Origin of the sequence: Pseudomonas sp. 9Ag (genome assembly GCF_902506445.1) — a bacterium.
Taxonomy (GTDB): Bacteria; Pseudomonadota; Gammaproteobacteria; order Pseudomonadales; family Pseudomonadaceae; genus Stutzerimonas; species Stutzerimonas stutzeri_AB.
In genome coordinates this window covers 176,547-202,119 of sequence record NZ_LR733836.1, presented here as the reverse complement: position 1 = coordinate 202,119, position 25,573 = coordinate 176,547, and the positions used below count along the sequence as shown (strand labels likewise).

Genomic DNA, 25,573 nt, shown 5'->3' with positions numbered 1-25,573 from the left:
CAGCAAAAGCTGAGCGGGGCTTTTTTCATTCAGGCTAGTTCTTCAACCGATAGCCCGTCTTGAAGATCCACCAGATCAACCCGAGGCACAGCGCCAGGAAGCCCAGCGTCATGGCCAGGCTGATGCCGACGTTAACGTCAGAAACGCCGTAGAAGCTCCAGCGAAAGCCGCTGATCAGGTACACCACCGGGTTGAACAGCGTGACCTTCTGCCAGAGCGGCGGAAGCATCTCGATGGAGTAGAAACTGCCGCCCAGAAAAGCCAGCGGCATGACGATCAGCGATGGGACGATCTGCAGCTTTTCCCACCCGTCCGCCCAGATGCCGATGATGAAACCGAACAGGCAGAAGGTCACCGCCGTCAGCACCAGGAACAGCGCCATCACAAAGGGATGAGCGATCTCGTAATCGACGAACAAGCGCGCCGTGAGAAGGATCACCAGGCCGAGAATGATCGACTTGGTCGCTGCCGCACCGACATAGCCGATCACAATCTCCAGATACGACACTGGCGCCGACAGCACCTCGTAGATGGTCCCTGAATAGCGCGGCATGTAGATGCCGAACGATGCGTTGGAAATGCTCTCGGTGAGCAGCGCCATCATGATCAGGCCGGGAATGATAAAGGCGCCGTAGGGAATGCCGTGCATCGCCTCCATGCGCGAACCGATAGCCGAACCGAAGACCACGAAATACAGCGATGTGGAAATGACCGGGGTGGCGATGCTTTGCAACAGCGTGCGCCAGGTGCGCGCCAACTCGAACAGATAGATGGCGCGGATTGCATGGAAATTCATGTGCGGCTGCCTTTCACCAAACTGACGAAGATTTCTTCCAGAGAACTTTGACTCGACTGCAGGTCCTTGAAGTCGATGCCGTGGGCGGCGAGGCGCCTGAGCAGGTCAGCAATGCCGGTGTCCTCGTGCTGGGCATCAAAGGTGAACACCAGCTGGTTGCCCGAGTCGACCAGTTCGAGCGGATAGCTGGCCAGCTCCGCCGGAATCTCTGCCAGCGGCCGTTGCAGATGCAGGGTCAGCTGCTTGGTGCCAAGCTTCTGCATCAGCGCTTTCTTGTCCTCGACCAGGATGATCTCGCCCTTGCTGATCACACCGATGCGGTCGGCCATCTCCTCGGCCTCTTCGATGTAGTGCGTGGTGAGAATGATGGTCACACCGCGCTCGCGCAGGCGGCGGACCATTTCCCACATGTCGCGGCGCAGCTCAACGTCGACGCCGGCTGTAGGCTCGTCGAGAAACAGGATGCTCGGCTCGTGCGACAGCGCCTTGGCGATCATCACCCGGCGCTTCATGCCGCCGGACAATTCGATAATGCGCGCGCTCTTTTTGTCCCACAGCGACAGGTCGCGCAGCAGCTGCTCAAGGTAAGCGTCGTCCGGCGCCTTGCCGAAAAGACCGCGAGAAAACCGCACCGTCGCCCAGACGCTCTCGAATCCTTCGTTGAACAGCTCTTGCGGCACCAGCCCGATCTTCGAACGCGCGGCGCGGTAGTCATTGATGATGTCGAAGCCATCCACCGACACACGTCCGCTACCGGGATTGACGATGCCGCAGATGATGCTGATCAGTGTGGTCTTGCCCGCGCCGTTGGGCCCAAGCAGGGCAAAGATCTCGCCTTTGTGGATCTCTAGATCGATCTGCTTGAGCGCCGGATGTCCTGAGGCGTAGGTCTTGGTGAGGTGCTCGATGGTGATCACGGGTTGCACAGATGAATCACTCCGCAAAACATTTGGCTGACGATTGTACGGCGCTGTTGATTAGCTCACTAATCAATGCCGTTGATAACGATCATGCCCACAGCCGTATCGCAAGCGCATGCTGCTCATGCCGTCGGCACAACAGGAGGGGCCTTGTATGCAGCGGATCAGACTGGCCTTCGTCACGCTGTTCACAACCGTAACCGTTCTTTGGCTCACCACAGCTGGCGTCGTCCCAGTCGACTACTCCCGTTTCTGGCCGCTGCGCGCAGACATGGTTCATTACAGTGGCGCTCTTGCCATCACCGCCATGAGCGCGGCGATCTACCTCGCCATCCGCCCACAGTGGCTGGAGCGCCTGCTGGGCGGACTGGACAAGAACTACCGGTTGCATAAATGGCTGGGCATCGCCGCCTTGGTGGTATCGGCAGTGCATTGGGGGTGGGCGCAAATTCCTAAATGGCTGGTGGATTTGGGCTGGCTCCAACCTCCAGCGCGACGCGGCGCGGGTCAGATCCAGGAAGGGCTGATCGGTTGGCTCCACCAGCAGCGCGGCTTTGCCGAGGATATCGGTGAGTGGGCGTTCTACCTGGCCGCGCTGCTAATCATCCTCGCGCTGCTCAAGCAGTTCCCCTATCGCTGGTTCTTCAAGACGCATCGCTGGCTGGGCCTGGTCTATCTGGTGCTGGTCGCGCACAGCGTGATGCTGATGCCGCCGGTCTACTGGTCTTCAGTGTTGGGCGTCACCATGGCTTTGCTACTTGCCGCCGGCTCGTTCGCGGCGGGCGTCTCGTTGTTGCGTCGGGTAGGTCGCAGACATCAGGTGGTCGGCCACATTGAAGAACTCACCTACCACGCCGACAACCGCGTTTTGCAGGTGCACATAATGTTGGACGGCGCCTGGCCGGGGCACACGCCGGGGCAGTTCGCCTTTGTCACGTTTGACGAGACTGAAGGCCCGCACCCGTTCAGCCTCTCCAGTGCCTGGCAGAACGACGGCCAGCTGTCGTTCTCAATAAAAGGCATCGGTGACTACACCCGCACCCTGCCGCAAACATTGCACAGCGGCGATGCCGTCACGATAGAAGGCCCTTACGGCTGTTTTGATTTTCGCGGACGCGCACCAGCACAGATCTGGATTGCCGGCGGCATTGGCATTGCGCCTTTCATCGGCCAACTGCAGGCGCTGGCGGTGGATAAAGAGCAACGCCACCAAGTCGATCTTTTCTACTGCACCGGTGCACCGGACCAGGGCTTCATCGCGGGCCTGGGAGCGCTGGCGGAAGCAGCCCGCATACGCCTGCACGTCCTGACGACAGCCGAACAGGGCCGGCTTACGCCAGCACGGGTTCGCCAGCTGGTCCCCGACTGGCAAAACCGCGACGTTTGGTTCTGCGGGCCGGCCCGCTTCGGCAGCGAACTGCGCCATGACCTAGCCGAGCACGGCCTGCCGGCCAGCGATTTCCATCAGGAACTGTTCAACATGCGCTAGCGCACGGCCGCAGCTGAGCATGGGGGGCAGAATGTGCCGACCTCAATGAGCAAGGATGCTCTTTATGCAGCGTTTAATTGCAGCAGCGCTCTGTACCTTCTCCTGCCTGGCAATGGCCGAGTGCCCTGACTGGCCGAACCGCCGAGCCGAAACAGAACTCACAGCCTTGGCCGCCCAGGTGGCAGAGTGGGACGACGCCTATCATCGGCGCGGCCTGTCGCTGGTCGATGATGAAATCTATGACCAGGCCCGGCAGCGCCTGGATCAATGGCAAGAATGCTTTGCTGCAATCAAAGTAACCCCTGCGGCGGACCCGCTTGACAGCGCCGAAGGCCCCGTAGCCCATCCGGTCGCCCAAACCGGGCTGGCCAAGCTTGCAGATGCCGAGGCGGTCAAGGAATGGCTCGCGACTCGCTCGGATGTCTGGGTGCAACCGAAAGTGGATGGTGTCGCAGTGACGCTGCACTACCGGAACGGCTCTCTGGTCCGGCTGGTAAGCCGCGGCAACGGCAGTCACGGGCAGGATTGGACCGACCGGGCCCAACTGCTACAGGCCATACCGCTAACGTTGCCCGTCAGCGGAGAGCTGATCCTGCAGGGTGAGCTGTACTGGCGCTTGCAGGACCATGTCCAGGCCGAAGCCGGCAGTGTCGGGGCACGCAGCCGTGTCGCCGGGGCGATGGCGAGGCAGGTGCTGGATCGGGAAACCGCCGCGCAGATCGGCCTGTTTGTCTGGGACTGGCCCAACGGCCCTAGGGACATGCAGGCACGCCTTGCAGGACTGATTGCGATGGGCTTCGGCGATAGCGCCGCGATGACCCTGCCGCTGAATACCGCCGAGCAAGCTGGAGATTGGCGTGAGTACTGGTTTCACCACCGCCTGCCGTTCGCCACCGACGGCATCGTGCTACGCCAAGGCCAACGTCCGGAGGCTGCCCGCTGGCAGGCCCAGCCACCGCACTGGGCAGTCGCCTGGAAATACCCACTGCGGACAGCCGTCACCCGGGTGCGCGAGGTAACGTTCAGCATTGGCCGCAGCGGCAGAATCACGCCGGTGCTGCAACTGGAGCCGGTACAGCTGGATGACCGCCTTGTCAGCCGCGTCAGCCTCGGCTCCGTGAGGCGTTGGCAACAGGAAGACGTGCAGCCCGACGATCAGGTCGCGATCACCCTGGCCGGCCTGACTGTTCCGCGCTTCGAGCGTGTCGTCTGGCGCATGCAGCAGCGGCAACGGGTCGAGGCGCCCGCACCCGGCGACTACCATTTCCTGAGTTGCTGGCAAGCCAGCCCTGGCTGCGAGCAGCAGCTCGTCGCACGCCTCGTCTGGCTCAGCGGCAAGCACGGTCTCGACCTGCCAGGGTTGGGGCCTGGGACCTGGCAAACCCTGGTGGAATCCGGGCTGGTCGAAGACCTGCTTGACTGGCTGCAGCTCGATCAGCGTCGTCTGCAACAGATTCCGGGCATCGGTGACGCCAGTGCCAGCAGCCTGTTTAGCAGTTTCCAGCTGGCCCGCGAGCGGCCCCTTGCCACCTGGCTACGCGCGCTCGGCGCACCTCCTGGCGCCGATGCAATCCCCGCCGAGAACTGGGAAGCCGTGGCCAATGTCAGCCTGACGCAATGGCAAGCGGAGCCCGGCATTGGCGCAACACGCGCTCAGCACCTGCGCGCCTTTTTCACGTCGCCGGACGTTCTACGGCTGCGACAGCAGCTGCGTGAGGCCGGAATCGTCGGTTTCTAGCGGCACTTCACCGCTCGCCTCCAGTCATATGACATCACAACAAAAAAAGGACCTGTGCATGACCGGCCGGCACAATCTCCTCGTTTCTATGCTGTTCTGCCTTTGCGTGAATCAGCCAGCGATGGCCGCCGCAGAGACGGATGCCACGTGCAGCGCTCAGCGCGAGCACATCAGCCAGCAGATAAAGGACGCCCGCCTGAACGGCGACAGCGGTCAACGCGTTTTACTGGAAGCTCAGCTGCAAAACCTGACCGAGCGCTGCAGTGGTGTAGTCCCACTGCAGCCCAACCACGCTGAGATCGAACGCGCGATGCGCCTGGCGACGACGCGCGAAGCGCAGCTGCGCGAGGCGTTGGGAACTGGTGATCAGCAGGTGATCGAGGTGAGCAGGCGGCGCCTCGATCAGGCGCGCAAGCAACTGGAAGCGGCCAAGCACTGACAGCGTTAGGCGCACATGATCAATAGGCGCGAAATTCCTTGTGGCAGGCTTCGCAGGCATCTTCAACCTGCTGAAATGCCGGCGAGACAGTTTCCGCAGTCACCGCCGTCTGTGTGGTCGCTGCCACGAGCGCGGCAGTGCGGGCCTCGAGTTCACGTGCCATCTGCTTGAACCGCGCCTGCTGTTGCCAGACGTCGTCACGGGCATCGCTCTGCGCTTCCTTCACTTCTGGGTAGTACTGCCAAGGCTGGCGGGACAACTGATCAAGCTTCGCCGCTCCGCTGGTGAAGCCTTCCGGATCGAAAGGCAGGCGACCGCGCAGCATGCCGCCCAGGTCTTCCTTGACGTCGAGCATCTGCTGATAGATGGCCTTGCGCTTGCCGAGAGGAGAATCGGGATCGATGCGATCACAGCCAGCCAACAGCGCCAACACGGTGACCAGCGACACACTCAACGGCAACAACTTCATGGTTCGACTACTCGCAAATACAACGGCCGGCGATTATCGCCCCTGCCAGCCGTATCACCAAACCTCATCCGCCTACTGCGACCATTCACCACCCGCACTTTCACAGTCGATCTTGGCCTGAGCGTGGTCGGTTGCCTTGTAGTAGTAGGTGATGATGCGCGCCTGCTCGGGCACAGTGGTGGGCGCGGGCGTGCTGGTCGCCTGGCTACCGGTGGCACGTTCGTTGGCCAAGGTTGCGGGCGTCAACGCGGCCGTACAAACGCCGAAATGACCGGATGGGCAACTGTCGAGGATCTCCCGGCGAGAGTTCTTCACCGCCTCGTTGTTTTGACAGACCCAGTCGATGTTGTTGTCGCCCATGCCCTCGTAGCGAAAGCACTTCTCGGTCACCACCGGCGGCGGCACTGCGCCGGACGTTTCAGCACTGACATAGCAGGAATTGGCGGCAGCCGGCAGGCTCAGCCCGGCTGTAATGACTAGCAGAACAGAACGAAACAAGAGGTTCATGTTGGCAGCTCCTGAAGGTCACTCGCCCGGCGAGGTTCACCGAACCTTAGCGTTCGACCGCTCAGTCGATGACCGAGTTCGCGATTCGCCAAGCGCATAATCCGCCCGGCACCATTTGCGTCCTCATCTAGTCCACTCTTTGCAGCCTATGGACGCTGACCTGAGGACCCCATGCTAGAACTTTCGGCCATTTTCATCAGCCTCACGGCACTGCTCGCCTACCTCAACTACCGTTTCATCGGTTTGCCACCCACCATCGGCGTAATGGCCACGGCGCTGGTGTTCTCGCTGCTGCTGCATGGGTTGACGGTGCTGGGTCTGCCGGAGCTGGAAGCGCAGATCGAGGCGTTGGTCGGGCGAATCGACTTCAATCACCTGTTGATGGACGGGATGTTGTCGTTTCTGCTGTTTGCCGGCGCGCTGCACATCAACCTGGCCGATCTGCGCGCCCGCCGCTGGGCGATCGGTCTACTGGCTACGGTCGGGGTACTGTTTTCCACAGCCGTGATCGGCTTGGGCAGCTGGTGGATCCTCGACCTTTTCGGACTCCAGCCGCCGCTGCTCTACTGCCTACTGTTCGGCGCGCTTATTTCGCCAACCGACCCCATCGCCGTGCTCGGCATCATGCGTTCGGCCGGTGCGCCAAAAGCACTGGAGACCACCATCGTCGGCGAGTCGCTGTTCAACGACGGGGTCGCAGTCGTGGTGTTCACCGTGCTGTTGGGCGTGCTCGCCCGCGGCGAAGCGCCCGGCGCGGGGGAAGCCATATGGTTGTTCGTCGAGGAAGCCGGAGGGGGCATCTTGCTCGGCGCTCTGCTTGGCGCATTGACCTTTGCCCTGCTCAAGAGCATCGACCAATACCAGGTGGAGGTCTTGCTGACCCTCGCGCTGGTGCTGGGCGGCTATACCCTGGCCACGCACCTGCACGTCTCCGGTCCCATCGCCATGGTGGTGGCTGGACTGATCATCGGTAACCAGGGGCGCCGGCATGCCATGTCGGATCACACCCGGGACAACCTCGATAACTTCTGGGAGCTACTCGACGAGATTCTCAACGCAGTGCTCTTCGTGCTGATCGGCATGGAGCTGGTGCTACTGCCATTCAGCGCGCAGTACCTGCTGATTGCGCTGTGCGTCACCCTTCTCATCCTTGGCACCCGCCTGGTGGCAGTCGGCCCGGCAGCCTTTCTGTTGCGCAAAATGGGCCGCGCACTGCCCAACGGCACCGTGCGCATCCTCACCTGGGGCGGGCTGCGAGGCGGCATTTCTGTAGCGTTGGTGCTGGCGCTGCCAGCCAGCGACGAGCGCAATCTGCTGCTGAACATCACCTATCTGGTGGTGCTGTTCTCGATCCTGGTCCAGGGACTGAGCATTGGCAGGCTGGTTCGGCGGATCTGCACGCGCGATACGGACCGCGCTCACTGATCCCTGCGCCAGCGCCAGGGTAGGCCCTACCAGGATCACGGCTGTAGCCAGCTTGGGGGGCGTCTTTGCGCCAGCGGCCGCTCATCTGGAGAAAGCCAACCGCGTAGTGTCTGCTCGAAGTGCTCGAAGTCCTGAGAGGATCCAGAGCCACACGAGCCTTGCCTCCACTAGCTGCCCACGGGCTCCAACCGGCCGAATCGTTGACGTAAATCAATCTCCGTCACTGCCGCATCGTTTTCCGGTGCCAACGCGTCGCTTCCAGAACACTCGCCAAGGATGGCATTCGTACCATCGGTTCCGTACTTGACCGCAAACCTTGCGCCCTGTCGCTACGGCTGAACCGTGGAGCCAGACAGACCCCGTGCATCAGGAATAGGCCTTGATGCACCGCGCAATGCGGTCCTGTTTCAAAGCGCTGACAGGCCCCGAAGCTTGATGGTCGGGGCGGAAGGCATGTCGGAGTGGGTCCTGCTGGTTGCGCAGAACCTATTAGACGTCGCACAGGCCTGTCGCCTATCTGCGCACTTTTTGATAACCGTTAGGGAGCTAGGGTGAAAAAAATGAGAACAATCCAAGCCACGCTGAAGACGTTACTCGCTGGTGCGGCAGCATCTGTCTTGATAATGAGCACGCATGCCCAGGCACTGACGTTGAAACTCGCTACAGACTCTGGCACCAAGGGTTCACCGGCGGGCGACGCCTTGAAAAAGTGGGGTGAGCTGATCGAGCAGAAGTCGGACGGCGAGATCAAAGCCAAGGTTTTCTACCAGAACGAGCTTGGCGGCCAGCAGGAAGTGTTTGACCTGCATGTCGCCGGTGACGTCGATCTGATGCTGAACTGGCCGATGACGTCTTACGACAAGCGCATCGGCGTTATCTACACACCCTACATGACCCTGTCCTGGGATGAAGCGCTTAAGGCCTACAGCCCTGGCGGCTGGGTCAATAACATGCTGGGCGGGATTTACAGCGATATCGGCCTGAAGTTTTTCGGCCCCTGGCCGGAAGGGTTCAACGGTGTTGCCTCCAAAGGCAAATATGCACTGAATATTGCCGATGCGAATGGCCTCAAAGTACGCACCATGACCGTGTTCCCGGCGCCACAGACCATGCAGGCGCTGGGTTACCAGACCGCCGCAATCGATTGGGGCGAGGTCTACACAGCGCTGCAGACCGGCGTGGTCGATGGTGAAGCCGGCAACGTCATCTACTGGGACTACGAGTACTTCCGCGATTCCCTGGATTACTACGTGCAGACCAAGCACTTCTTCATGACCGGCATTCTGTCCGCCAACCAGGACACCTGGGAAAACATGAGCGAAGAGGAGCAGAAGATCGTCAGCGACGCGGCTATCGAGATCATGAACGAGCAGTTCAAGGCTGCCAAACAGCAGGACGATTACTACATCGCCAAAGCTCAGGAAGCGGGCATGAAGTACTTCGAGCCTAACGAGGAGCAGATCCGCGAATTCGCCAAAGCCGCGCGCGAGAAGGTCTGGCCACAGATGGACAAGGAAGTGGGCCCAGAGATCATGGACACCATCCGCAAGAACGCCTCTCCGCTGTAATCAGCGAATTTCAGGCTTTAATCCACAACCGGCCCGCTTTGCGGGCCGGCTTGTTCATACGCTGGAAGAAAAATGATCCGAGAATTCTTTTCCGGACTGGATAAAGGCGTGGGCTGGTTGTTAGAGGCCGCAGCGTTCGTTGCCAGTCTGCTGGTGGTTGGTCTGATGTTGTTTCTGGTGTTGGCCCGCTATGTGTTCGGCTGGTCCATGGTGGGATTGCTGGAGCTGATCATGCTGTTCGGCATGTGGCTTTATATGCTCGGGGGCACCATCGCCTGCCGGCGCAACGAGCATCTCAAGGTCGACTTCATCGAGTTGAAGATCACCGGCCAGCGATTTCAGCTGATGCACAAGGCTCTTATCTCGCTGATTTCGTTCCTGATCTGCCTGTTCTTCGTGGTACTCGCCTACCGCATGCTGAGCTGGGGGCTTCGCCGTCCGCAATCGACCCCGGGAATGGGCATCCCGCTGTGGTTGCCCCAGGCATCCATAATGCTCGCGGCCATTGGTTGCAGCTGCTACTCGCTGAGGGACGTCATCGGCTCACTGGCCGGCATTAAACAGCTGAGCCAAAAGGAGCTTTGATATGGAAGGTTTTATTGCAATTGGCCTGTTGATACTGCTGATGATCATCGGTGTACCTGTCGCCTGGTCGTTCGCCGGCGTCTTGGCGTATCTGGTATACGCCTACGATGCCAATCTGAACACCATGATGCTGCAGGGCTACCGCTCTCTCGACTCGGTAATTCTGATTGCGCTGCCGCTGTTCGTATTAACCGGCTACCTGATGCAGAGCGGAGGAATCGCCCGTCGGCTGGTCGATTTCATCGAAGTCATGATCGGCAAGCGCCGTGGCGGCATGGGCGCCTCGATGGTGATGGCATCCGGCATCTTTGGCGCCATCGCCGGTACGGCTACCGCTGCTGTCGCCTCGATCGGCACGATCATGATCGGCCCACTGGAGCAACGCGGTTACCCACGCAGTTACTCGGCCGCGCTGCTGGGCATTTCATCGCTGCTGGGCATTCTGATTCCACCCTCGATCACGATGATCTTGTTTGCAGTGGTAACCCGTCAGTCGGTGGCAGCCTGTTTTGCCGCCTCGGTTGGACCGGCGGTTCTACTGATCATTGGCTTGATCGCGGCCAACCGTTTCAGTGTCGGTCGCTTCTTCAATGAAATCACGAGTGCCGCGGGCGACGGTATCGGGCAGCTTCCGGGTAAAGGCAAAGCAACCCTGCGCGCCATTCCGGCGCTGTCACTGCCCGTGATCATTCTCGGCGGGATCTACGGGGGCATATTCACCCCCACCGAAGCCGCAGCGGTGGCTGCATTCGCGGCCATGTTCATCGGCTTTTTCGTCTACCGGGATCTCAACCTGGGCAGCTTTGCCCGCAGCGTGGTCTCCGCGGCCGAGACTACCGGCACGGTGATTCTCATCCTCCTGTTCAGCTTTATGATCGGGCGAATCCTGGCATCCGAGCGGATTCCGCAGGACCTGACCGAGCTGGTGACCCACCTGATTCAGAATCCATTGTTGATCCTGATCGCAGTGAACATCTTCCTGATCATCGCCGGCATGATCATGGACGATGTATCGGTCACGGTGGTGATTGCGCCCTTGTTCCTGCCTTTGATGGTCGAAAGCGGCGTGCATCCGGTTCATTTCGCCTCGATCGTCGCCTGCTCCGTCGTGATCGGCGCCAACAGCCCACCGGTCGCCCCGATCCTCTATATGGCGTGTCGAATCGGCAAAGTGTCTATCCACAAAACCGTAGCGCCAGCGCTGGCGCTGATGGCCTTCGTGGCGTTGCCCGTGATGATAGTCACGACCTTCGTACCGGAACTATCGCTTTTCCTGCCTCGTATACTGGGTTTCATCTGAGACCTTACGAAGGCCAGTTGAAAAGCAGTCCGACCGCCGGCCAGCTGGCCGGCACGTCGGCCGGCGTATTGACCGGTGGAGCTGCGCCCGAGATACCAATCACGCTCGCTGATCAGCATTGCGCGCCGGGCTTGGGATCTTCTGCGGGCGCGGCTATAATCGCCGGGCTTCACACCGCCGGCACCGTTCGGCCGTGCCCGCCACCTGTCCGAGGGGCGCTGCAGCAGGCTTACCATTCAGGGGTCTGTCAGGCTCGGATAGGGCGTTAACCATACGCATCAACGGCGCCCATTCGCACAAAACGAATGGAGAACTCTTCAATGAGCGCTGTCATGACGCCTGCAGGTTTCAACGATTTCAAGGTCGCCGACATTTCCCTGGCCGATTGGGGTCGTCGCGAAATCATCATCGCCGAATCAGAAATGCCTGCCCTGATGGGACTGCGCCACAAGTACGCCGGCGAGCAGCCGCTGAAAGGCGCAAAGATCCTCGGCTGCATCCACATGACCATCCAGACCGCCGTGCTGATCGAGACGCTGACCGCACTTGGCGCCGAAGTACGCTGGTCCAGCTGTAACATCTTCTCCACTCAGGATCAGGCCGCTGCAGCCATCGCCGCGGCGGGCATCCCGGTGTTCGCCTGGAAAGGCGAAACTGAAGAAGAGTACGAGTGGTGCATCGAGCAGACCATCCTCAAGGACGGCCAGCCGTGGGACGCCAACATGATTCTCGACGACGGCGGCGACCTGACCCAGATCCTGCACGACAAGTACCCGCAGGTGCTGGAGCGCGTCCATGGCGTCACCGAAGAAACCACCACCGGCGTGCATCGCCTGCAGGACATGCTGAAGAAAGGCACCCTGAAGATCCCGGCGATCAACGTCAACGACTCGGTCACCAAGAGCAAGAACGACAACAAGTACGGCTGCCGCCACAGCCTGAACGATGCCATCAAGCGCGCCACCGACCATCTGCTGTCCGGCAAGCAGGCGCTGGTCATTGGCTACGGCGACGTGGGCAAGGGCTCGGCTCAGTCGCTGCGTCAGGAAGGCATGATCGTCAAGGTTTCGGAAGTCGACCCGATCTGCGCCATGCAGGCCTGCATGGACGGCTTCGAACTGGTCTCCCCGTACAAGGACGGTCTGAACGACGGTACCGACGCGTGCATCGACACTGCATTGTTGGGCAAGGTCGACCTGATCGTCACCACCACCGGCAACGCCAACGTGTGTGACGCCGGCATGCTCAAAGCGCTGAAGAAGCGCGCCGTAGTCTGCAACATCGGCCATTTCGATAACGAAATCGACACAGCCTTCACCCGCAAGAACTGGGCGTGGGAAGAGGTCAAGCCGCAGGTGCACAAAATTCACCGCACCGGTCCGGGCAGCTTCGATGCGCAGAACGACGATTACCTGATCCTGTTGGCCGAAGGCCGCCTGGTGAACCTGGGTAACGCGACCGGTCACCCGAGCCGGATCATGGACGGCTCGTTCGCCAATCAGGTGCTCGCGCAGATCCACCTGTTCAACGAGAAGTTTGCCGACCTGCCGGTCACTGAAAAGACCGCGAACGTCACCGTCATGGTGCTGCCGAAGAAGCTCGACGAGGAAGTCGCAGCGGAAATGGTCAAGGGCTTCGGCGGTGTCATTACTCGCCTGACGCCGAGCCAGGCCGAGTACATCGGCGTTGAAGTCGAAGGCCCGTTCAAGCCGGATAGCTACCGCTACTAATCGAGGCCATGCCGCATCGGCACTCTGGCGACCAGTTCGTCCGAGTGCGGTGCGGCTGATTGCCGAAAGGAATTGTCATGTCACACACACGTAGCCATAGCTTCAGCTTCGAGTTCTTTCCGACCAAGACCGACGCCGGGCACGAAAAACTCCTGGCAACTGCCAGGTGCCTGGCCGAATACAAACCGGACTTCTTCTCCTGCACTTATGGTGCTGGCGGCTCGACACGCGATCGCACCTTGAACACCGTGCTGCAGCTGGACGGCGAGGTTAAAGTGTCCACGGCGCCGCACCTGTCCTGCGTTGGCGGCAGCAAGCAGGAGCTGCGCGAGCTGCTCAACCTGTACAAGGACGCCGGCATCAAGCGCATTGTCGCCCTGCGCGGTGATCTGCCGTCGGGCATGGGCATGGCCAGCGGTGAGCTGCGCTATGCCAATGAGCTGGTGGAATTCATTCGTGCCGAAACCGGCGACCACTTCCACATCGAAATCGCTGCCTATCCGGAAATGCATCCGCAAGCACGCAATTTCGAGGATGACCTGGCCAATTTCGTGCGCAAGGCCAAGGCCGGCGCCGATAGCGCCATCACCCAGTATTTCTTCAACGCCGATTGCTACTTCTACTTCGTCGAGCGCGTGCGCAAGCTGGGCGTCGAAACGCCGATCGTTCCGGGCATCATGCCGATCACCAACTACAGCAAGCTGGCGCGCTTCTCAGATGCCTGCGGTGCGGAGATTCCACGCTGGGTGCGCAAGCAACTGGAAGCCTACGGTGACGACATGGAGAGCATCCAGACGTTCGGCGCGCAGGTCATTACCGAGATGTGCGAGAAGCTGCTCGCCGGCGGTGCGCCGGGGTTGCACTTCTACACCCTGAACCAGGCCGAGCCGAGCCTGGCAATCTGGGACAATCTCAAGCTGAGCCGCTGACGCAACGACCAGCTCTCTGAAAAACAGGGAGCTGGTCAATGAACCTGCGAACTGCCACACTGTCCTACCAATGCGGTGATAACAGGCTCTGTTATACTCCGCGCTTCCGCCAGGCTTACGCCCGGATGTCGTCATCGTTGAGATGCGGCAGGACCGGACGGGATCGCACGCCAGTCGCGATTCGAGCCAGGCATGACCATCCAGGGCTTCGCCCTATACGAGACAGGATTACTCATGTCCTTTGCTTCCCTCGGTCTCTCCGAGGCTTTGGCCGGTGCCGTCGAGGCTGCCGGTTATACCCAGCCTACACCAGTGCAACAGCGGGCCATTCCCGCCGTGTTGCAAGGACGCGACCTGATGGTCGCTGCACAAACGGGAACCGGCAAGACCGGTGGCTTCGCACTTCCCGTGCTGGAAATTCTTTTCCCGGGTGGCCATCCCGATCGCGAGCACCGCCATGGTCCGCGTCAGCCACGCGTATTGGTGCTGACACCGACGCGCGAACTCGCCGCCCAGGTTCACGACAGTTTCAAGCTGTACGCCCGCGACCTGCCGCTGAAAAGCGCGGTCATCTTCGGCGGCGTCGGCATGAACCCGCAGGTGCAGGCGATTGCCAAGGGCCTCGACGTGCTCGTCGCCTGCCCTGGCCGCTTGCTGGACCTGGCCAACCAGAAGGCCGTCGACCTCTCCCACGTGGAGATTCTGGTCCTCGACGAAGCCGACCGTATGCTCGACATGGGCTTCATCCATGACGTCAAAAAGGTTCTCGCCAAGCTGCCGACCAAGCGCCAGAACCTGCTGTTCTCGGCCACCTTCTCCAAGGACATCACCGACCTCGCCAGCAAGCTGCTGCACGAGCCGGAGAAAATTCAGGTCACGCCTCCGAACACGACGGTCGAGCGTATCGAGCAACGAGTCTTCCGTCTGCCGGCCACACACAAGCGCGCCCTGCTGGCTCACCTGATCACTCAGGGTGCCTGGGAACAGGTGCTGGTGTTCACCCGCACCAAGCATGGCGCCAACCGCCTCGCCGAATACCTTGATAAGCACGGCCTGCCGGCTGTCGCGATTCACGGCAACAAGAGCCAGAACGCTCGCACCAAAGCACTGGCTGACTTCAAGGCAAATGCCGTGCGCATTCTGGTCGCGACAGACATCGCGGCCCGCGGCCTGGATATCGACCAGTTACCCCATGTGGTCAACTTCGAGCTACCCAATGTCGAGGAAGATTACGTTCACCGCATCGGTCGTACTGGCCGCGCCGGTCGCAGCGGCGAAGCGATCTCGCTGGTTGCACCCGATGAGGAAAAGCTCCTCAAAGGCATCGAGCGGATGACCAAGCAGAAGATTCCCGACGGTGACTTAATGGGTTTCGACGCCGCCTCCATCGAAGCGGAGAAGCCGGAAGTCCGCGAACCGCGCCAGCCTCGTCCTGCCCGCAATAGCGAACGCAAACCGCGCGGCGAGCGCGCCGCCAAAACCACCGAAGCGGCCGCTGGCGAGCCGAAAGCGGGCGACCGCAACCGTCGCGGCCGCAACAAGCCGCGCAATGCGCGTCCAGCGCAGGGCTCAGCAGAGCAGACAGCTGCCGCGCCGGCAAGCCGTCCGCCTCGCATACCGAATGATCGCGCTCCGGACGTATTTCTTGATGACGAAGTCGATAACTTCGGCAACAGCGTCGACTATGTCAGTCCCTACCAGAACAAGCAGGGACGTGGCCGTCGCCCCGGCGCCCCGGCTCAACCCGGCGGCCAACCACGTGCCGCGGCGGGCCCTCGCGCGGCTACTGCCGGTGCAGGCGCTCAGGGCAAAGGCAAGCGTCAAGGCCAATCAGCCCGTGGCAGCCAGCCACGCCGCAAGAATGAAGGACGCCGCATCGAGGGTGACAGCGGTGGCGCCCGTCGGGACGTTGCCGAGAAACCGAAGGAAAAGCAGCCGGTCATCATCCACAAGGAGTCGAAGCTGGACCGCCTGCCCAGCATCGAGCAGCTGGAACAACTGCCAACCAAGCCTCGTGGCGAGAAACCGGCATTGCTGACCCGCAATCGCTGACAGGTAGCAACAAACAAAAACGCCGCCTTTGAGGGCGGCGTTTTTGTTGGAGCCTTTTACTTTTCGCCGAGCAGTAAGATCAGCGAGCGACGGCAAGCGCCACAACACGAGGTCAACCAGGACCTGGGATAGCCTCGTCCTGGGGATCCCAACCGCCGCCCAACGCTTTGAACAGTTCGACCTCGCTGACCATCTGCGCCAGACGGTCGCTGATGAATTGCTGCTGTACTTCGAACAGCTGTCGCTGTGCATCGAGGAGCGTCAGATAGCTGTCTATACCGGTGCGGTAACGGCGCTCGGCAAGACGGTAATAATCCTGACTGGTTTCCAACAAATCGCGCTGAGCCTGCACTTGGCGAACGTAGGTCGATTGAGCAGCCAGCCCATCCGCCACTTCCCGGAAAGCTGTCTGGATGGCCTGCTCATACTGCGCCACCTGAATATTGCGGCTGATCTCGGCATAGTCGAGGTTGGCCCGCAGCTGCCCGGCATTGAAGATCGGCACACTGATGCTCGGGGCGAAGTTCCAGTAGCTGGAGCCGCCATCGAACAGCCCGGACAGTTCACTGCTCGCGGTACCCACTGCACCGGTGAGGCTGATGCGCGGAAAGAACGCTGCCCTCGCCGCCCCGATATTCGCATTGGCGGCGCGTAGCTGGTATTCGGCTTGAATGATGTCCGGTCGTTTATAGAGCAGGTCCGACGGCAGCCCCACCGGAACCGTGGCCAGCAGGTCGCGCTCCAGCCGACCATCGGCCGGCAGCTCCACCGGAATATTCCGACCAAGCAGCAAGGCAAGGGCGTTGCGGTCCTGCGCCACCTGGCGGGTGTAACGCTCGATCCCTACCCGTGCCGTATCGACCGCGCTGCGTGCCTGGCTCAACTCAAGCGCCGAGGCTACGCCAACGTCGAAACTGCGCTGGGTGAGCGAGAGGCTTTCTTCGAAGGCCTTGAGTGTGTCGCGGCTCACCAGCAACAGGGCCTGATCGGCCTGCAAGGTCAGCCAGGCGTTGGCAACGCTGGCGATCAGGCTGATTCGCGTGCTCCGCTGCGCCGCCTCGGTGGCGAGGAATTCCTGCAATGCCTGCTCGCGCAGGCTACCCAGACGCCCGAACAGATCGAGCTCCCAGGACACCCCAAGCGTCGCACTGTACTGACTGCTGATGGCGCCCTCGCCGGTCTGGTTGAGATCGCCCGGGGTCCGAGTACGGCTACCGGCTGCATCGCCACTTACGAGCGGCAACACATCGGCCCGCTGCACGCGATAAAGGGCGCGATAAGCATCGACGTTCAGCGCAGCGATACGCAGGTCGCGGTTGTTTTCCAGGGCCACCCTTATCAGTTCACGCAGCGCAGGGTCCTTGAAGAAGGACTGCCAGTCCATCTCCATCTGCTGCCCTTTCGCTGCCCTGGCTGAGCCGACATACGCTTCACCCTCGGGCCAGCTGGCAGCCGTAGGTGCGTCAGGTCGCTGGTAATCCGGTATTAACGAGCAACCGCTCAGCGCTGCCATCAGCGCCAGGCTCAATAGTGACTTGTTCATTGCGCCTCTCCGTTTTGCTCGTCGCTGCCGGTTTTCCTGCGCTTACCCATCGAAGACACCAGGACATAGAACAGCGGGACCCAGAAAATCGCCAAGACCATGGCGCTGAGCATGCCGCCGATCACCCCGGTACCGATCGCATGCTTGCTGCCTGCCCCCGCCCCGCTGGAGATTGCCAGAGGAAGCACGCCAAGCATGAACGCCAGGGAGGTCATGACAATAGGGCGCAAACGAATACGGCTGGCTTCAATCGCGGCGGCGGTCAGCGTCATGCCTTGCTCATGCAGGGTCTTGGCGAACTCGACGATCAGGATCGCATTCCGTGCCGACAAGCCTACCGTGGTCAGCAGTCCGACCTGGAAGAACACGTCGTTCGACAACCCGCGACCCATAGTGAATGCCAGTGCACCGACAATGCCTAACGGCACTACCAGCATGACCGAGAGCGGAACCGACCAGCTCTCATACAGCGCGGCAAGCGCCAGGAATACCACGAGTAGCGACAATGCATAGAGCGCGGGCGCCTGCGATCCGGACAGACGTTCCTCATAGGATTGGCCAGTCCAGGAGTAACCGATGCCCGCTGGCAACTGCGCGGCGATCCGCTCAACCGCTGCCATGGCCTCGCCGGAGCTGTAACCCGGTGCGGCCGCGCCCAGAATCTCCATTGCCGGCACGCCATTGAAACGCGTCAGCTTCGGTGCGCCATAAGTCCACTCACCCGTGGCGAAGGCGGTGAAGGGCACCATCTCGCCCTCAGTGTTGCGCACGTACCACTTGCCCAGGTCCTCCGGATTCATCCGCGAGGTAGGTTCGCCCTGCATGTAGACGCGCTTGACCCGACCCCGATCAATGAAGTCATTGACGTAACTTGAGCCCCAGGCAATGGACAGCGAATCGTTGATCGCCGCCAGGGAAACCTGATGGGCACGCGCTTTTTCATCGTCGATGATCAACCGATACTGCGGCTCGTCACGCATCCCGTTGAAGCGGACACCGGTGAGCGTCGGGTCCTCGGAAGCGAGCTGCATGAACTGTTCGCGAGCCTTGGTCAGGGCCTCGTGGCCAAGCCCGGCCTGATCCTGCAAATAGACATCGAAACCGGTGGCATTGCCCAACTCCATTACCGCGGGTGGCGCGAAGGCAAACACCATGGCGTCCCGAAGGCTGAAGAAGTAGCCCTGCGCACGCTGTGCCAGCTCGAATACGCCTTGCCCGGGCTCGGTGCGTTCCTCCCACGGTTTGAGCATGATGAAAGCCATGCCTGAACTCTGACCACGACCGGCGAAGTTGAAACCGGTAATGGTGAACACCGAATTGACCGTCTCGCTTTCCTCAGTCAGCAGGTATTCGCGCATCTGCTCGACGACCTCCTGGGTGCGGCTCGCGGTCGAACCGGCAGGCGTCTGCACCTGGGCGAACAGCACACCCTGATCTTCCTCGGGAAGAAAGGCAGTGGGAATGCGGGTGAACATCCAGATCATGATGCCGACAATGAGCAGGTACATCAGCAGGTAGGGCGCTTTGCGCCGCAGTACAGCAGCCACACCCCGCTCGTAGCGCAGCGTGCCGCGCTCGAAGGTGCGGTTGAACCAACCGAAGAACCCGCGCTTGCCCTCGTGATCGCCGCTATGCGGTTTCAGGATGGTCGCGCACAACGCCGGGGTGAAGATCAGTGCGACCAGCACCGAAAGCACCATGGCCGAGACGATGGTGATGGAGAACTGTCGGTAGATGACCCCGGTGGAGCCGCCAAAGAAGGCCATAGGCAACAGCACAGCCGAAAGCACCACGCCGATACCCACCAGCGCGCTCTGAATCTGGCCCATCGACTTGCGAGTGGCCTCCCGTGCGGAAAGCCCCTCCTCGCGCATCACCCGTTCGACGTTCTCCACCACCACGATCGCATCGTCCACGAGCAAGCCAATGGCTAAAATCATCGCGAACATCGTGAGCGTATTGATGCTGTATCCGAATGTCAGCAGGACCGCGAAGGTGCCGAGGATCACCACTGGCACCGCCAGAGTCGGGATCAGCGTGGCCCGCAGGTTCTGCAGGAACAGGAACATCACCAGAAAGACCAGTACGAAGGCTTCCAGCAGCGTATGCACAACGCCTTCAATGGACGCCGAGATCACCGGCGTGGTGTCGTAGGGGTAAACCACCTCGACGCCCGGCGGGAAGAAGGGCTCCAACTCGGAAATCGTTGCGCGCACCGCTTTGGCGGTATCGAGTGCATTGCCGCCTGCGGCAAGGCGTATCCCCAGGCCGGCTGCCGGCTGGCCGTTATACTCGGCGCGGATCGCATAGCTCTCGGCGCCAAGTTCGACCCTGGCGACGTCACGCAGGCGCACCTGTGATCCGTCGGCGTTGACCTTCAACAAGATCTTCTCGAACTGTTCCGGCGTTTCCAGCCGGGTCTTGCCAATGATCGTGGCGTTTAGCTGCTGAGTCTCCACCGCTGGCAGGCCGCCGAGCTGGCCGGATGAAACCTGGACGTTCTGCTCCTGAATAGCGGATCGAACGTCCACCGCCGTCAGCTGGAACTGCTGCAACTTGGACGGATCGAGCCAGATGCGCATGGCGTACTGGGCGCCGAACACCTGGAAGTCACCAACACCCGGCGTACGGGAGATTGGATCCTGTACGTTGGCCACGATGTAGTTGGCCAGGTCGAAGTTTGTCTGCTGCCCATCCTTCGACACCAATGCCACCACCATCAGGAAGTTGCGCGCCGATTTCGACACCCGTATGCCCTGTTGCTGAACGGCCTGAGGCAGCAGGGGCGTCGCGAGCTGCAGCTTGTTCTGGACCTGGACCTGGGCAATGTCAGGGTTGGTGCCCTGCTCGAACGTCACGTTGATGGTCATGCTGCCATCGGAGTTGCTCTCCGAGGAGATGTAGCGCAGCCCATCGAGGCCATTGAGCTGCTGCTCGATGACCTGCACGACGGTGTCCTGAACGGTTCGAGCCGACGCGCCCGGATAGTTGACCGATATCGATACGTTCGGCGGTGCGATGCTCGGATACTGGTTGACCGGCAGATTGAGCACCGCCAGCGTTCCGGCAAGCATCAGCACCAGGGCAATTACCCAGGCGAAGATGGGCCGATCGATGAAGAACTTGGACATGTGTGGTTATTCCTCTTGGCCAGCGGCAGCAGTGCCAGCCTGAGCATCGCTCTGCCCGGCCTGCTTGACGTTGCCGGCAGGCTGCGGATTGACCTCGACACCCGGGCGAATGAACTGCAGGCCTTCGGTGATTACGCGATCACCGGGCTGCAAACCTTCGCTGACCAGCCAGCGATTACCCACTGCACGTTCGGTCTTGATCTGGCGCAGCTCGACCTTGTTGTCGGCGCCCACCACCATCGCCGTCGGCTCGCCACGAGCGTTACGGGTAACGCCTTGCTGAGGCACCAGCAAGGCCTGCTCACGTACCCCCGCCAGCAGTCGCGCGTGGACGAACATTCCGGGCAGCAGATCTTTTTCAGGGTTTGGGAACTTGGCGCGGATGGTGACCGAGCCCGTGCCTTCGTCTACAGCCACCTCGGCTACTTCCAGCGTGCCGTCATGCGGATACTCAGATCCGTCGGGCAGGATCAACCGAGCCTTCGCCGCGCTCTCTCCGGCCTGCTGCAGGCGGCCGCTTTCCAGATCACGCCGCAGGGCGATCAGGTCCTGCACCGGCTGGGTCACATCGACATAGATCGGATCGAGCTGCTGAATAGTCGCCAGTTCCTGCGCCTGCCCATTGCTGACCAGTGCGCCCTCGGTCACCGCAGAGCGGCCGATGCGGCCGGAGATGGGCGCCAGCACCTTGGTATAACGCAGATCGATCTTCGCCCGCTCAAGCTCGGCCTGGGCCTGCAACGACGCAGCCCGGGCCTCGTCATGGGCCTGCTGGCTCACCGCCTGCTCCTCGACCAGCAGCGCATAGCGATCCGACAGCGACTTGGCCGAGACCTCCTTCGCCTGAGCACTTTTCAAAGTGGCCTCGTAGACGGCCGGATCAATCTGATAGAGCTGCTGCCCCTTTTTCACTTCGCTGCCTTCGGTAAACAGGCGCTTCTGAATGATCCCGCTGACCTGCGGACGGACTTCGGCGACACGGAAGGCTGTGGTTCGGCCTGGCAGTTCCGTAGTCAATTCGAACGGCTCGGCCCCGAGCGTCACGATACCCACCTGTGGAGCCGGCTGCTTCGCTGGCGCCGCCGCTGGTTCTTCCTGACAGCCGCTCAGCAATGCTACGGCGACGAAGAGTGGAATCAGAACAGCACTGGCTGGCTTGATTGGCATCGAAAGTGACCTCGTTGAACAGCTAGCCCTAGGGGAGAAAGGCCTGGGCAGACTCGAATGGCAGAATGAGGGGGAATATACTTACATTCATCAGTGTCTGTAAACAGCCAATAGCGTCTCAGGCGCTCTATTGCGCTGATTGAGCAAACCACGCGCGTAGGCCGCTGCGTTTCGAGAAGAGCGGTGTCGGGTGGCTAGAAACCAGAACGCCGGCTTGCGCCGGCGTTCGGTGAACCACGTTTAGTTACTGGCGTACGCCTTCCACGGAGATGATCAGGTCAACGGTTTGCGAAGCCGGACCCAGGTCCATCTTGATGTCGAAGTCTTTCAGCGTGAGTGTCGTTGTGCCCTCGAAGCCAGCGCGGTAGCCGCCCCATGGGTCCTTGCCTTCACCAAGGAACTTGGCGGCGATCACGACCGGCTTGGTCACACCGTTCAGGGTCAGATTGCCAGTGATGTCAGCAGTACCGTCACCAGTCGGCTTGACCGAGGTGGACTCGAAGGTCGCGGTTGGATGCTCGGAGACATTCAGGAAATCTTCGCTGCGCAGATGCTTGTCGCGCTCAGCGTGGTTGGAAAACACACTGTCCGTCTGCAAGGTGACATTCACGCTGCTTGCTTCGGGCTTCGCGGCATCGAAGCTGAAGTTGCCGTCGAACTCTTTGAACGAACCCCACAGCCAGCTGTAACCAAGGTGGCTGATCTTGAAGTTGACGAAGGCATGCTGGCCTTTGGTATCAATCGCGTAATCAGCGGCAAGCGCTTGGCCTGCGAACAGCATTGAGCCCAGGGCCAACGCAGCGAAGCTTTTCTTTAACATGGAGTACTCCTTTTTGAGGTCTGTCAGGCATCGGCGCGCCCGATCATCCGCTTGAGCGTCGGATCGCGATCGATGAAATGGTGCTTGAGAGCCGCCAGGGCATGCAGACTGGAGAAAATCACCAGCGCCCAGGCGAGGTATTCGTGGATCAGGCCGGCTATGTCTTCCTGATCGGGAATCGAGGTAATCAACGCGGGCACTTCGAACCATCCAAACACGCTGATGCCGCGGCCATCCGCGGTGGATATGAGGTATCCAGAAATCATGACCGCGAACAGCCCAAGGTATAGAACGCCATGACCCACCTTGGTCGCCAGCCGAGTCATTTGCCCGTGGTTTGCGAGTGGCGCCGGACCGCGATTGAGAAAGCGCCAGATGACGCGCAAGACCATCAGGGCCAGCAGCAGCAGACCGATGCTCTTATGTATGTCCGGAGCGGTCCGATACCAGCTGCTGTAATAGGTCAGCCCGACCATCCAATAACCCAGCGCAAACAGCACTACAACAGCGACCGCCACCAGCCAGTGCATCGTGATACTGACCAGACCGTAGTTACTGGAAGAATTCCGCCATTGCATTGCTAAAGTCCCAAATGATGAACGCGCTTAGCCTAACGGCTAACAGATCGAAATGAATCGCATTTTTTCGTTTCAAAATATCGGCCTGGTAGATAGATCCGTTTCCGTTGAACGGACCGCCGTGTTGTTTCTGCTAGGCTGCGCCGACGCCTATGCCAAGGAGCAATGATGAGCCTGAACGACAGCTGGATGCAGCGTGACCTATCCGTACTCTGGCACCCCTGCACCCAGATGAAAGATCACGAGCAACTTCCTCTGATTCCGATCCGGCGCGGTGAGGGCGTGTGGCTTGAGGACTTCGACGGGAAGCGTTATCTGGACGCCGTGAGCTCTTGGTGGGTCAATGTGTTCGGGCATTCCAACCCACGCATCAATCAACGCATCAAAGACCAACTCGATCAGCTCGAACACGTCATGCTCGCCGGCTTTAGTCATCAGCCAGTCGTCGAACTGTCGGAACGACTGGTAAGCATCACACCTGCGGGCCTTGATCGAGTGTTCTACACCGATAATGGATCAACCGGCATCGAAGTTGCGCTGAAGATGAGCTTCCACTACTGGCGCAATATCGGACGCTCGGACAAGCAGCGATTCGTCACTCTGACCAACAGTTACCACGGCGAAACGGTTGCTGCCATGTCAGTGGGCGATGTCGCACTGTTCACCGACACCTATAAGCCGCTCCTTCTGGACACATTCAAGGTCCCGAGCCCGGATTGCTACCTGCGCCCGGACGGCGTCAGCTGGAAAGAACATTCACGCACCATGTTCGCCCATATGGAACAGACGCTGGCCGAGCATCATGGTGAGATCGCAGCGGTGATTGTCGAACCGCTGATTCAAGGCGCTGGCGGTATGCGCATGTACCATCCGATCTACCTCAAGCTGCTGCGCGAGGCCTGCGACCGGTACGACGTGCACCTCATCCATGATGAGATCGCTGTCGGCTTTGGCCGTACCGGCACCATGTTCGCTTGCGAGCAAGCTGGCATAACGCCGGACTTCCTTTGCCTGTCCAAAGCCCTGACCGGGGGCTACCTGCCTATGGCTGCGGTGCTGACCACAGACAAGCTGTATCAGGCGTTCTACGACGACTACTCTACATTGCGCGCCTTCCTTCATTCGCACACCTACACCGGCAACCCGCTGGCCTGCGCAGCAGCCCTAGCCACGCTGGATATCTTCGAGCAAGACAACGTCATCGAAGCCAACAAGCGACTGGCCGTACGCATGAAAACCGCTACGGCCCACCTGAGCGACCACCCGAAGGTCGCCGAGGTGCGTCAGATCGGAATGGCTCTGGCCATCGAAATGGTTCAGGATCGAGCCAGCAAAACGCCTTATCCATGGCAAGAACGTCGCGGCCTGAAGGTCTATCAGCACGCACTGCAGCGGGGGGCACTGCTGCGACCGCTGGGTAGCGTTGTGTACTTTCTGCCGCCGTACACCATCACCGAGGAACAGATCGATTTTCTTGCCGAGGTGGCGACCGAAGGCATCGACATTGCCACGCGAGCAGACATCAGCGTTGCGGTTTCAGCTGGCGCCCCGGATGAGTTCCGCGATCCCGGTTAGCCGCTAGCAGGCTACAGGCGTACCCGGTAAACCATTAAACTGCGTCTCCCTTTCTAACCCGTACCCAGCCATGCGCCTTTCCCGCTTTTTCATCGACATGCCACTCTCGCTTGGCCTCCAGCAGCTGCCGGAGGCCTCTGCTCATTACATCAGCCGAGTGTTGCGGCTCAATGTTGGCGCAGCGGTGCAGCTCTTCGATGGCAGCGGAACAGAGTACCGCGGCGAATTGGCCGAGGTAGGCAAGAAACAGGTTACGGTAATGTTGCGCGATCAGTTGGCCGGGCTGCCTGAATCAAAGCTGCACATTCATCTGGGTCAAGGCCTTTCGCGAGGCGAACGGATGGACTGGGCGATTCAGAAAGCCACCGAGCTAGGGGTCGCGGAGATCACACCGATCGTCAGCGAGCGCTGCGAAGTCCGCTTGAAAGATGAGCGGGCCGACAAGCGCCTGGCTCATTGGCGCCAGATCGCCATAAGCGCGTGCGAGCAGTGCGGTCGCTCAGTCATTCCAATCATCCATCCCCCGATGTCGCTGCCGGACTGGGTGACGCTGGAAGCGGAATTGAAGCTGGTCCTGCATCCTGTGGCTGAACCTTTATCAGCACATACCCCGCCTGCGACATTAGCGTTTCTGATCGGCCCTGAAGGCGGCTTGAACGATGCCGAGATCGACCTGGCGCACAGCGCCGGATTCCAACCGGCCCGGCTGGGCCCGCGCGTGCTACGCACGGAGACAGCACCGGTGGTTGCGCTTAGTCTCGCGCAGCAGCTTTGGGGCGATTTCCAGCCTGATGCCTGAGTGATCGATCAAC

Annotated in this window: 21 protein-coding genes and 1 riboswitch; of the genes, 12 read left to right on the top strand and 9 right to left on the bottom strand. The window is 60.7% G+C overall.

Translation table 11 applies throughout. The annotated features are described in order from the left end of the window. Window positions 1-34: 34 nt before the first annotated feature. Complete coding sequence (locus ALTERO38_RS00885; RefSeq protein ID WP_102836701.1) at window positions 35-796, bottom strand: ABC transporter permease; 762 nt, start codon at window positions 794-796, stop codon at window positions 35-37. Continuing rightward, entirely contained in the window at window positions 793-1,722 is a 930-nt protein-coding gene (locus tag ALTERO38_RS00880; protein ID WP_159966926.1) for an ABC transporter ATP-binding protein, read from the bottom strand. The genes ALTERO38_RS00885 and ALTERO38_RS00880 overlap by 4 nt, the downstream gene beginning before the upstream one ends. A 148-nt stretch (window positions 1,723-1,870) precedes the next feature. Here ALTERO38_RS00880 and ALTERO38_RS00875 point away from each other — a divergent pair, with 148 nt between their 5' ends. From ALTERO38_RS00875 to ALTERO38_RS00865, 3 genes are read left to right on the top strand one after another with little or no spacing between them, the layout of a single operon-like run. After that, the gene (locus tag ALTERO38_RS00875; protein ID WP_159966925.1) at window positions 1,871-3,205 is read left to right on the top strand and encodes a ferric reductase-like transmembrane domain-containing protein; all 1,335 of its coding nucleotides are present in this window, start codon (window positions 1,871-1,873) and stop codon (window positions 3,203-3,205) included. A gap of 55 nt (window positions 3,206-3,260) precedes the next feature. Beyond that, entirely contained in the window at window positions 3,261-4,943 is a 1,683-nt protein-coding gene (gene ligB, locus ALTERO38_RS00870) for an NAD-dependent DNA ligase LigB (RefSeq protein ID WP_178114562.1), read from the top strand. A gap of 58 nt (window positions 4,944-5,001) precedes the next feature. Then, window positions 5,002-5,382 (top strand): DUF1090 family protein, encoded by a 381-nt coding sequence (locus tag ALTERO38_RS00865; protein WP_159966923.1) that lies wholly within the window; start codon window positions 5,002-5,004, stop codon window positions 5,380-5,382. Window positions 5,383-5,401: 19 nt separating this feature from the next. On the opposite strand, the gene ALTERO38_RS00860 is transcribed toward ALTERO38_RS00865, so the two are convergent. Then, a complete protein-coding gene (locus ALTERO38_RS00860) occupies window positions 5,402-5,851 on the bottom strand; it encodes a cytochrome c (RefSeq protein WP_159966922.1) in 450 nt (149 codons plus the stop codon). Window positions 5,852-5,923: 72 nt separating this feature from the next. Continuing rightward, window positions 5,924-6,358 carry a hypothetical protein gene (locus ALTERO38_RS00855; protein WP_148925444.1) on the bottom strand — a complete coding sequence of 145 codons (435 nt, stop codon included), beginning with the start codon at window positions 6,356-6,358 and terminating at the stop codon, window positions 5,924-5,926. Between the two features lie 171 nt (window positions 6,359-6,529). Here ALTERO38_RS00855 and ALTERO38_RS00850 point away from each other — a divergent pair, with 171 nt between their 5' ends. From ALTERO38_RS00850 to ALTERO38_RS00820, 7 genes are all read left to right on the top strand, one after another. Then, window positions 6,530-7,783, top strand: a complete 1,254-nt coding sequence (locus ALTERO38_RS00850; RefSeq protein ID WP_159966921.1) for a sodium:proton antiporter — start codon at window positions 6,530-6,532, stop codon at window positions 7,781-7,783. A gap of 623 nt (window positions 7,784-8,406) precedes the next feature. Beyond that, entirely contained in the window at window positions 8,407-9,351 is a 945-nt protein-coding gene (dctP, locus tag ALTERO38_RS00845; RefSeq protein ID WP_218581715.1) for a TRAP transporter substrate-binding protein DctP, read from the top strand. Window positions 9,352-9,423: 72 nt separating this feature from the next. Continuing rightward, window positions 9,424-9,936 (top strand): TRAP transporter small permease, encoded by a 513-nt coding sequence (locus tag ALTERO38_RS00840; protein ID WP_159966920.1) that lies wholly within the window; start codon window positions 9,424-9,426, stop codon window positions 9,934-9,936. Between the two features lies 1 nt (window position 9,937). After that, on the top strand, window positions 9,938-11,236 hold the full coding sequence (locus ALTERO38_RS00835; RefSeq protein ID WP_159966919.1) for a TRAP transporter large permease: 1,299 nt from the start codon (window positions 9,938-9,940) through the stop codon (window positions 11,234-11,236). 204 nt (window positions 11,237-11,440) lie between these two features. After that, window positions 11,441-11,533: riboswitch (S-adenosyl-L-homocysteine riboswitch) on the top strand. Between the two features lie 23 nt (window positions 11,534-11,556). Further along, the gene (gene ahcY, locus ALTERO38_RS00830; RefSeq protein WP_102836690.1) at window positions 11,557-12,966 is read left to right on the top strand and encodes an adenosylhomocysteinase; all 1,410 of its coding nucleotides are present in this window, start codon (window positions 11,557-11,559) and stop codon (window positions 12,964-12,966) included. 77 nt (window positions 12,967-13,043) lie between these two features. Then, the gene (gene metF / locus ALTERO38_RS00825) at window positions 13,044-13,895 is read left to right on the top strand and encodes a methylenetetrahydrofolate reductase [NAD(P)H] (protein ID WP_159966918.1); all 852 of its coding nucleotides are present in this window, start codon (window positions 13,044-13,046) and stop codon (window positions 13,893-13,895) included. A 234-nt stretch (window positions 13,896-14,129) separates the two neighbouring features. Beyond that, entirely contained in the window at window positions 14,130-15,947 is a 1,818-nt protein-coding gene (locus ALTERO38_RS00820; protein ID WP_159966917.1) for a DEAD/DEAH box helicase, read from the top strand. Window positions 15,948-16,059: 112 nt separating this feature from the next. Here ALTERO38_RS00820 and adeC read toward each other — a convergent pair whose 3' ends face one another. From adeC to ALTERO38_RS00795, 5 genes are all read right to left on the bottom strand, one after another. Then, window positions 16,060-17,490 (bottom strand): AdeC/AdeK/OprM family multidrug efflux complex outer membrane factor, encoded by a 1,431-nt coding sequence (gene adeC / locus ALTERO38_RS00815; protein ID WP_159966916.1) that lies wholly within the window; start codon window positions 17,488-17,490, stop codon window positions 16,060-16,062. Beyond that, window positions 17,487-20,621 (bottom strand): efflux RND transporter permease subunit, encoded by a 3,135-nt coding sequence (locus ALTERO38_RS00810; protein ID WP_159966915.1) that lies wholly within the window; start codon window positions 20,619-20,621, stop codon window positions 17,487-17,489. Before ALTERO38_RS00810 ends, adeC begins: the two co-directional genes overlap by 4 nt. 6 nt (window positions 20,622-20,627) lie before the next feature. Next, entirely contained in the window at window positions 20,628-21,788 is a 1,161-nt protein-coding gene (locus ALTERO38_RS00805; RefSeq protein ID WP_148925453.1) for an efflux RND transporter periplasmic adaptor subunit, read from the bottom strand. A 244-nt stretch (window positions 21,789-22,032) separates the two neighbouring features. Further along, the gene (locus ALTERO38_RS00800; protein ID WP_102836684.1) at window positions 22,033-22,608 is read right to left on the bottom strand and encodes a YceI family protein; all 576 of its coding nucleotides are present in this window, start codon (window positions 22,606-22,608) and stop codon (window positions 22,033-22,035) included. 23 nt (window positions 22,609-22,631) lie between these two features. After that, window positions 22,632-23,186 (bottom strand): cytochrome b, encoded by a 555-nt coding sequence (locus ALTERO38_RS00795; protein ID WP_159966914.1) that lies wholly within the window; start codon window positions 23,184-23,186, stop codon window positions 22,632-22,634. Between the two features lie 168 nt (window positions 23,187-23,354). Between ALTERO38_RS00795 and ALTERO38_RS00790 the strand changes: the two genes are divergently transcribed. Next, window positions 23,355-24,761 carry an adenosylmethionine--8-amino-7-oxononanoate transaminase gene (locus ALTERO38_RS00790; protein ID WP_159966913.1) on the top strand — a complete coding sequence of 469 codons (1,407 nt, stop codon included), beginning with the start codon at window positions 23,355-23,357 and terminating at the stop codon, window positions 24,759-24,761. 70 nt (window positions 24,762-24,831) lie between these two features. Continuing rightward, window positions 24,832-25,560, top strand: a complete 729-nt coding sequence (locus tag ALTERO38_RS00785) for a 16S rRNA (uracil(1498)-N(3))-methyltransferase (protein WP_159966912.1) — start codon at window positions 24,832-24,834, stop codon at window positions 25,558-25,560. Window positions 25,561-25,573 lie beyond the last annotated feature (13 nt).

Coding starts and splice junctions, on each gene's coding strand:
- ALTERO38_RS00885 (WP_102836701.1), bottom strand. CDS start 796: ATGAATTTCCATGCAATCCGCGCCATCTATCTGTTCGAGTTGGCGCGC.
- ALTERO38_RS00875 (WP_159966925.1), top strand. CDS start 1,871: ATGCAGCGGATCAGACTGGCCTTCGTCACGCTGTTCACAACCGTAACC.
- ligB (WP_178114562.1), top strand. CDS start 3,261: ATGCTCTTTATGCAGCGTTTAATTGCAGCAGCGCTCTGTACCTTCTCC.
- ALTERO38_RS00865 (WP_159966923.1), top strand. CDS start 5,002: ATGACCGGCCGGCACAATCTCCTCGTTTCTATGCTGTTCTGCCTTTGC.
- ALTERO38_RS00860 (WP_159966922.1), bottom strand. CDS start 5,851: ATGAAGTTGTTGCCGTTGAGTGTGTCGCTGGTCACCGTGTTGGCGCTG.
- ALTERO38_RS00855 (WP_148925444.1), bottom strand. CDS start 6,358: ATGAACCTCTTGTTTCGTTCTGTTCTGCTAGTCATTACAGCCGGGCTG.
- ALTERO38_RS00850 (WP_159966921.1), top strand. CDS start 6,530: ATGCTAGAACTTTCGGCCATTTTCATCAGCCTCACGGCACTGCTCGCC.
- dctP (WP_218581715.1), top strand. CDS start 8,407: ATGAGCACGCATGCCCAGGCACTGACGTTGAAACTCGCTACAGACTCT.
- ALTERO38_RS00840 (WP_159966920.1), top strand. CDS start 9,424: ATGATCCGAGAATTCTTTTCCGGACTGGATAAAGGCGTGGGCTGGTTG.
- ALTERO38_RS00835 (WP_159966919.1), top strand. CDS start 9,938: ATGGAAGGTTTTATTGCAATTGGCCTGTTGATACTGCTGATGATCATC.
- ahcY (WP_102836690.1), top strand. CDS start 11,557: ATGAGCGCTGTCATGACGCCTGCAGGTTTCAACGATTTCAAGGTCGCC.
- metF (WP_159966918.1), top strand. CDS start 13,044: ATGTCACACACACGTAGCCATAGCTTCAGCTTCGAGTTCTTTCCGACC.
- ALTERO38_RS00820 (WP_159966917.1), top strand. CDS start 14,130: ATGTCCTTTGCTTCCCTCGGTCTCTCCGAGGCTTTGGCCGGTGCCGTC.
- adeC (WP_159966916.1), bottom strand. CDS start 17,490: ATGAACAAGTCACTATTGAGCCTGGCGCTGATGGCAGCGCTGAGCGGT.
- ALTERO38_RS00810 (WP_159966915.1), bottom strand. CDS start 20,621: ATGTCCAAGTTCTTCATCGATCGGCCCATCTTCGCCTGGGTAATTGCC.
- ALTERO38_RS00805 (WP_148925453.1), bottom strand. CDS start 21,788: ATGCCAATCAAGCCAGCCAGTGCTGTTCTGATTCCACTCTTCGTCGCC.
- ALTERO38_RS00800 (WP_102836684.1), bottom strand. CDS start 22,608: ATGTTAAAGAAAAGCTTCGCTGCGTTGGCCCTGGGCTCAATGCTGTTC.
- ALTERO38_RS00795 (WP_159966914.1), bottom strand. CDS start 23,186: ATGCAATGGCGGAATTCTTCCAGTAACTACGGTCTGGTCAGTATCACG.
- ALTERO38_RS00790 (WP_159966913.1), top strand. CDS start 23,355: ATGAGCCTGAACGACAGCTGGATGCAGCGTGACCTATCCGTACTCTGG.
- ALTERO38_RS00785 (WP_159966912.1), top strand. CDS start 24,832: ATGCGCCTTTCCCGCTTTTTCATCGACATGCCACTCTCGCTTGGCCTC.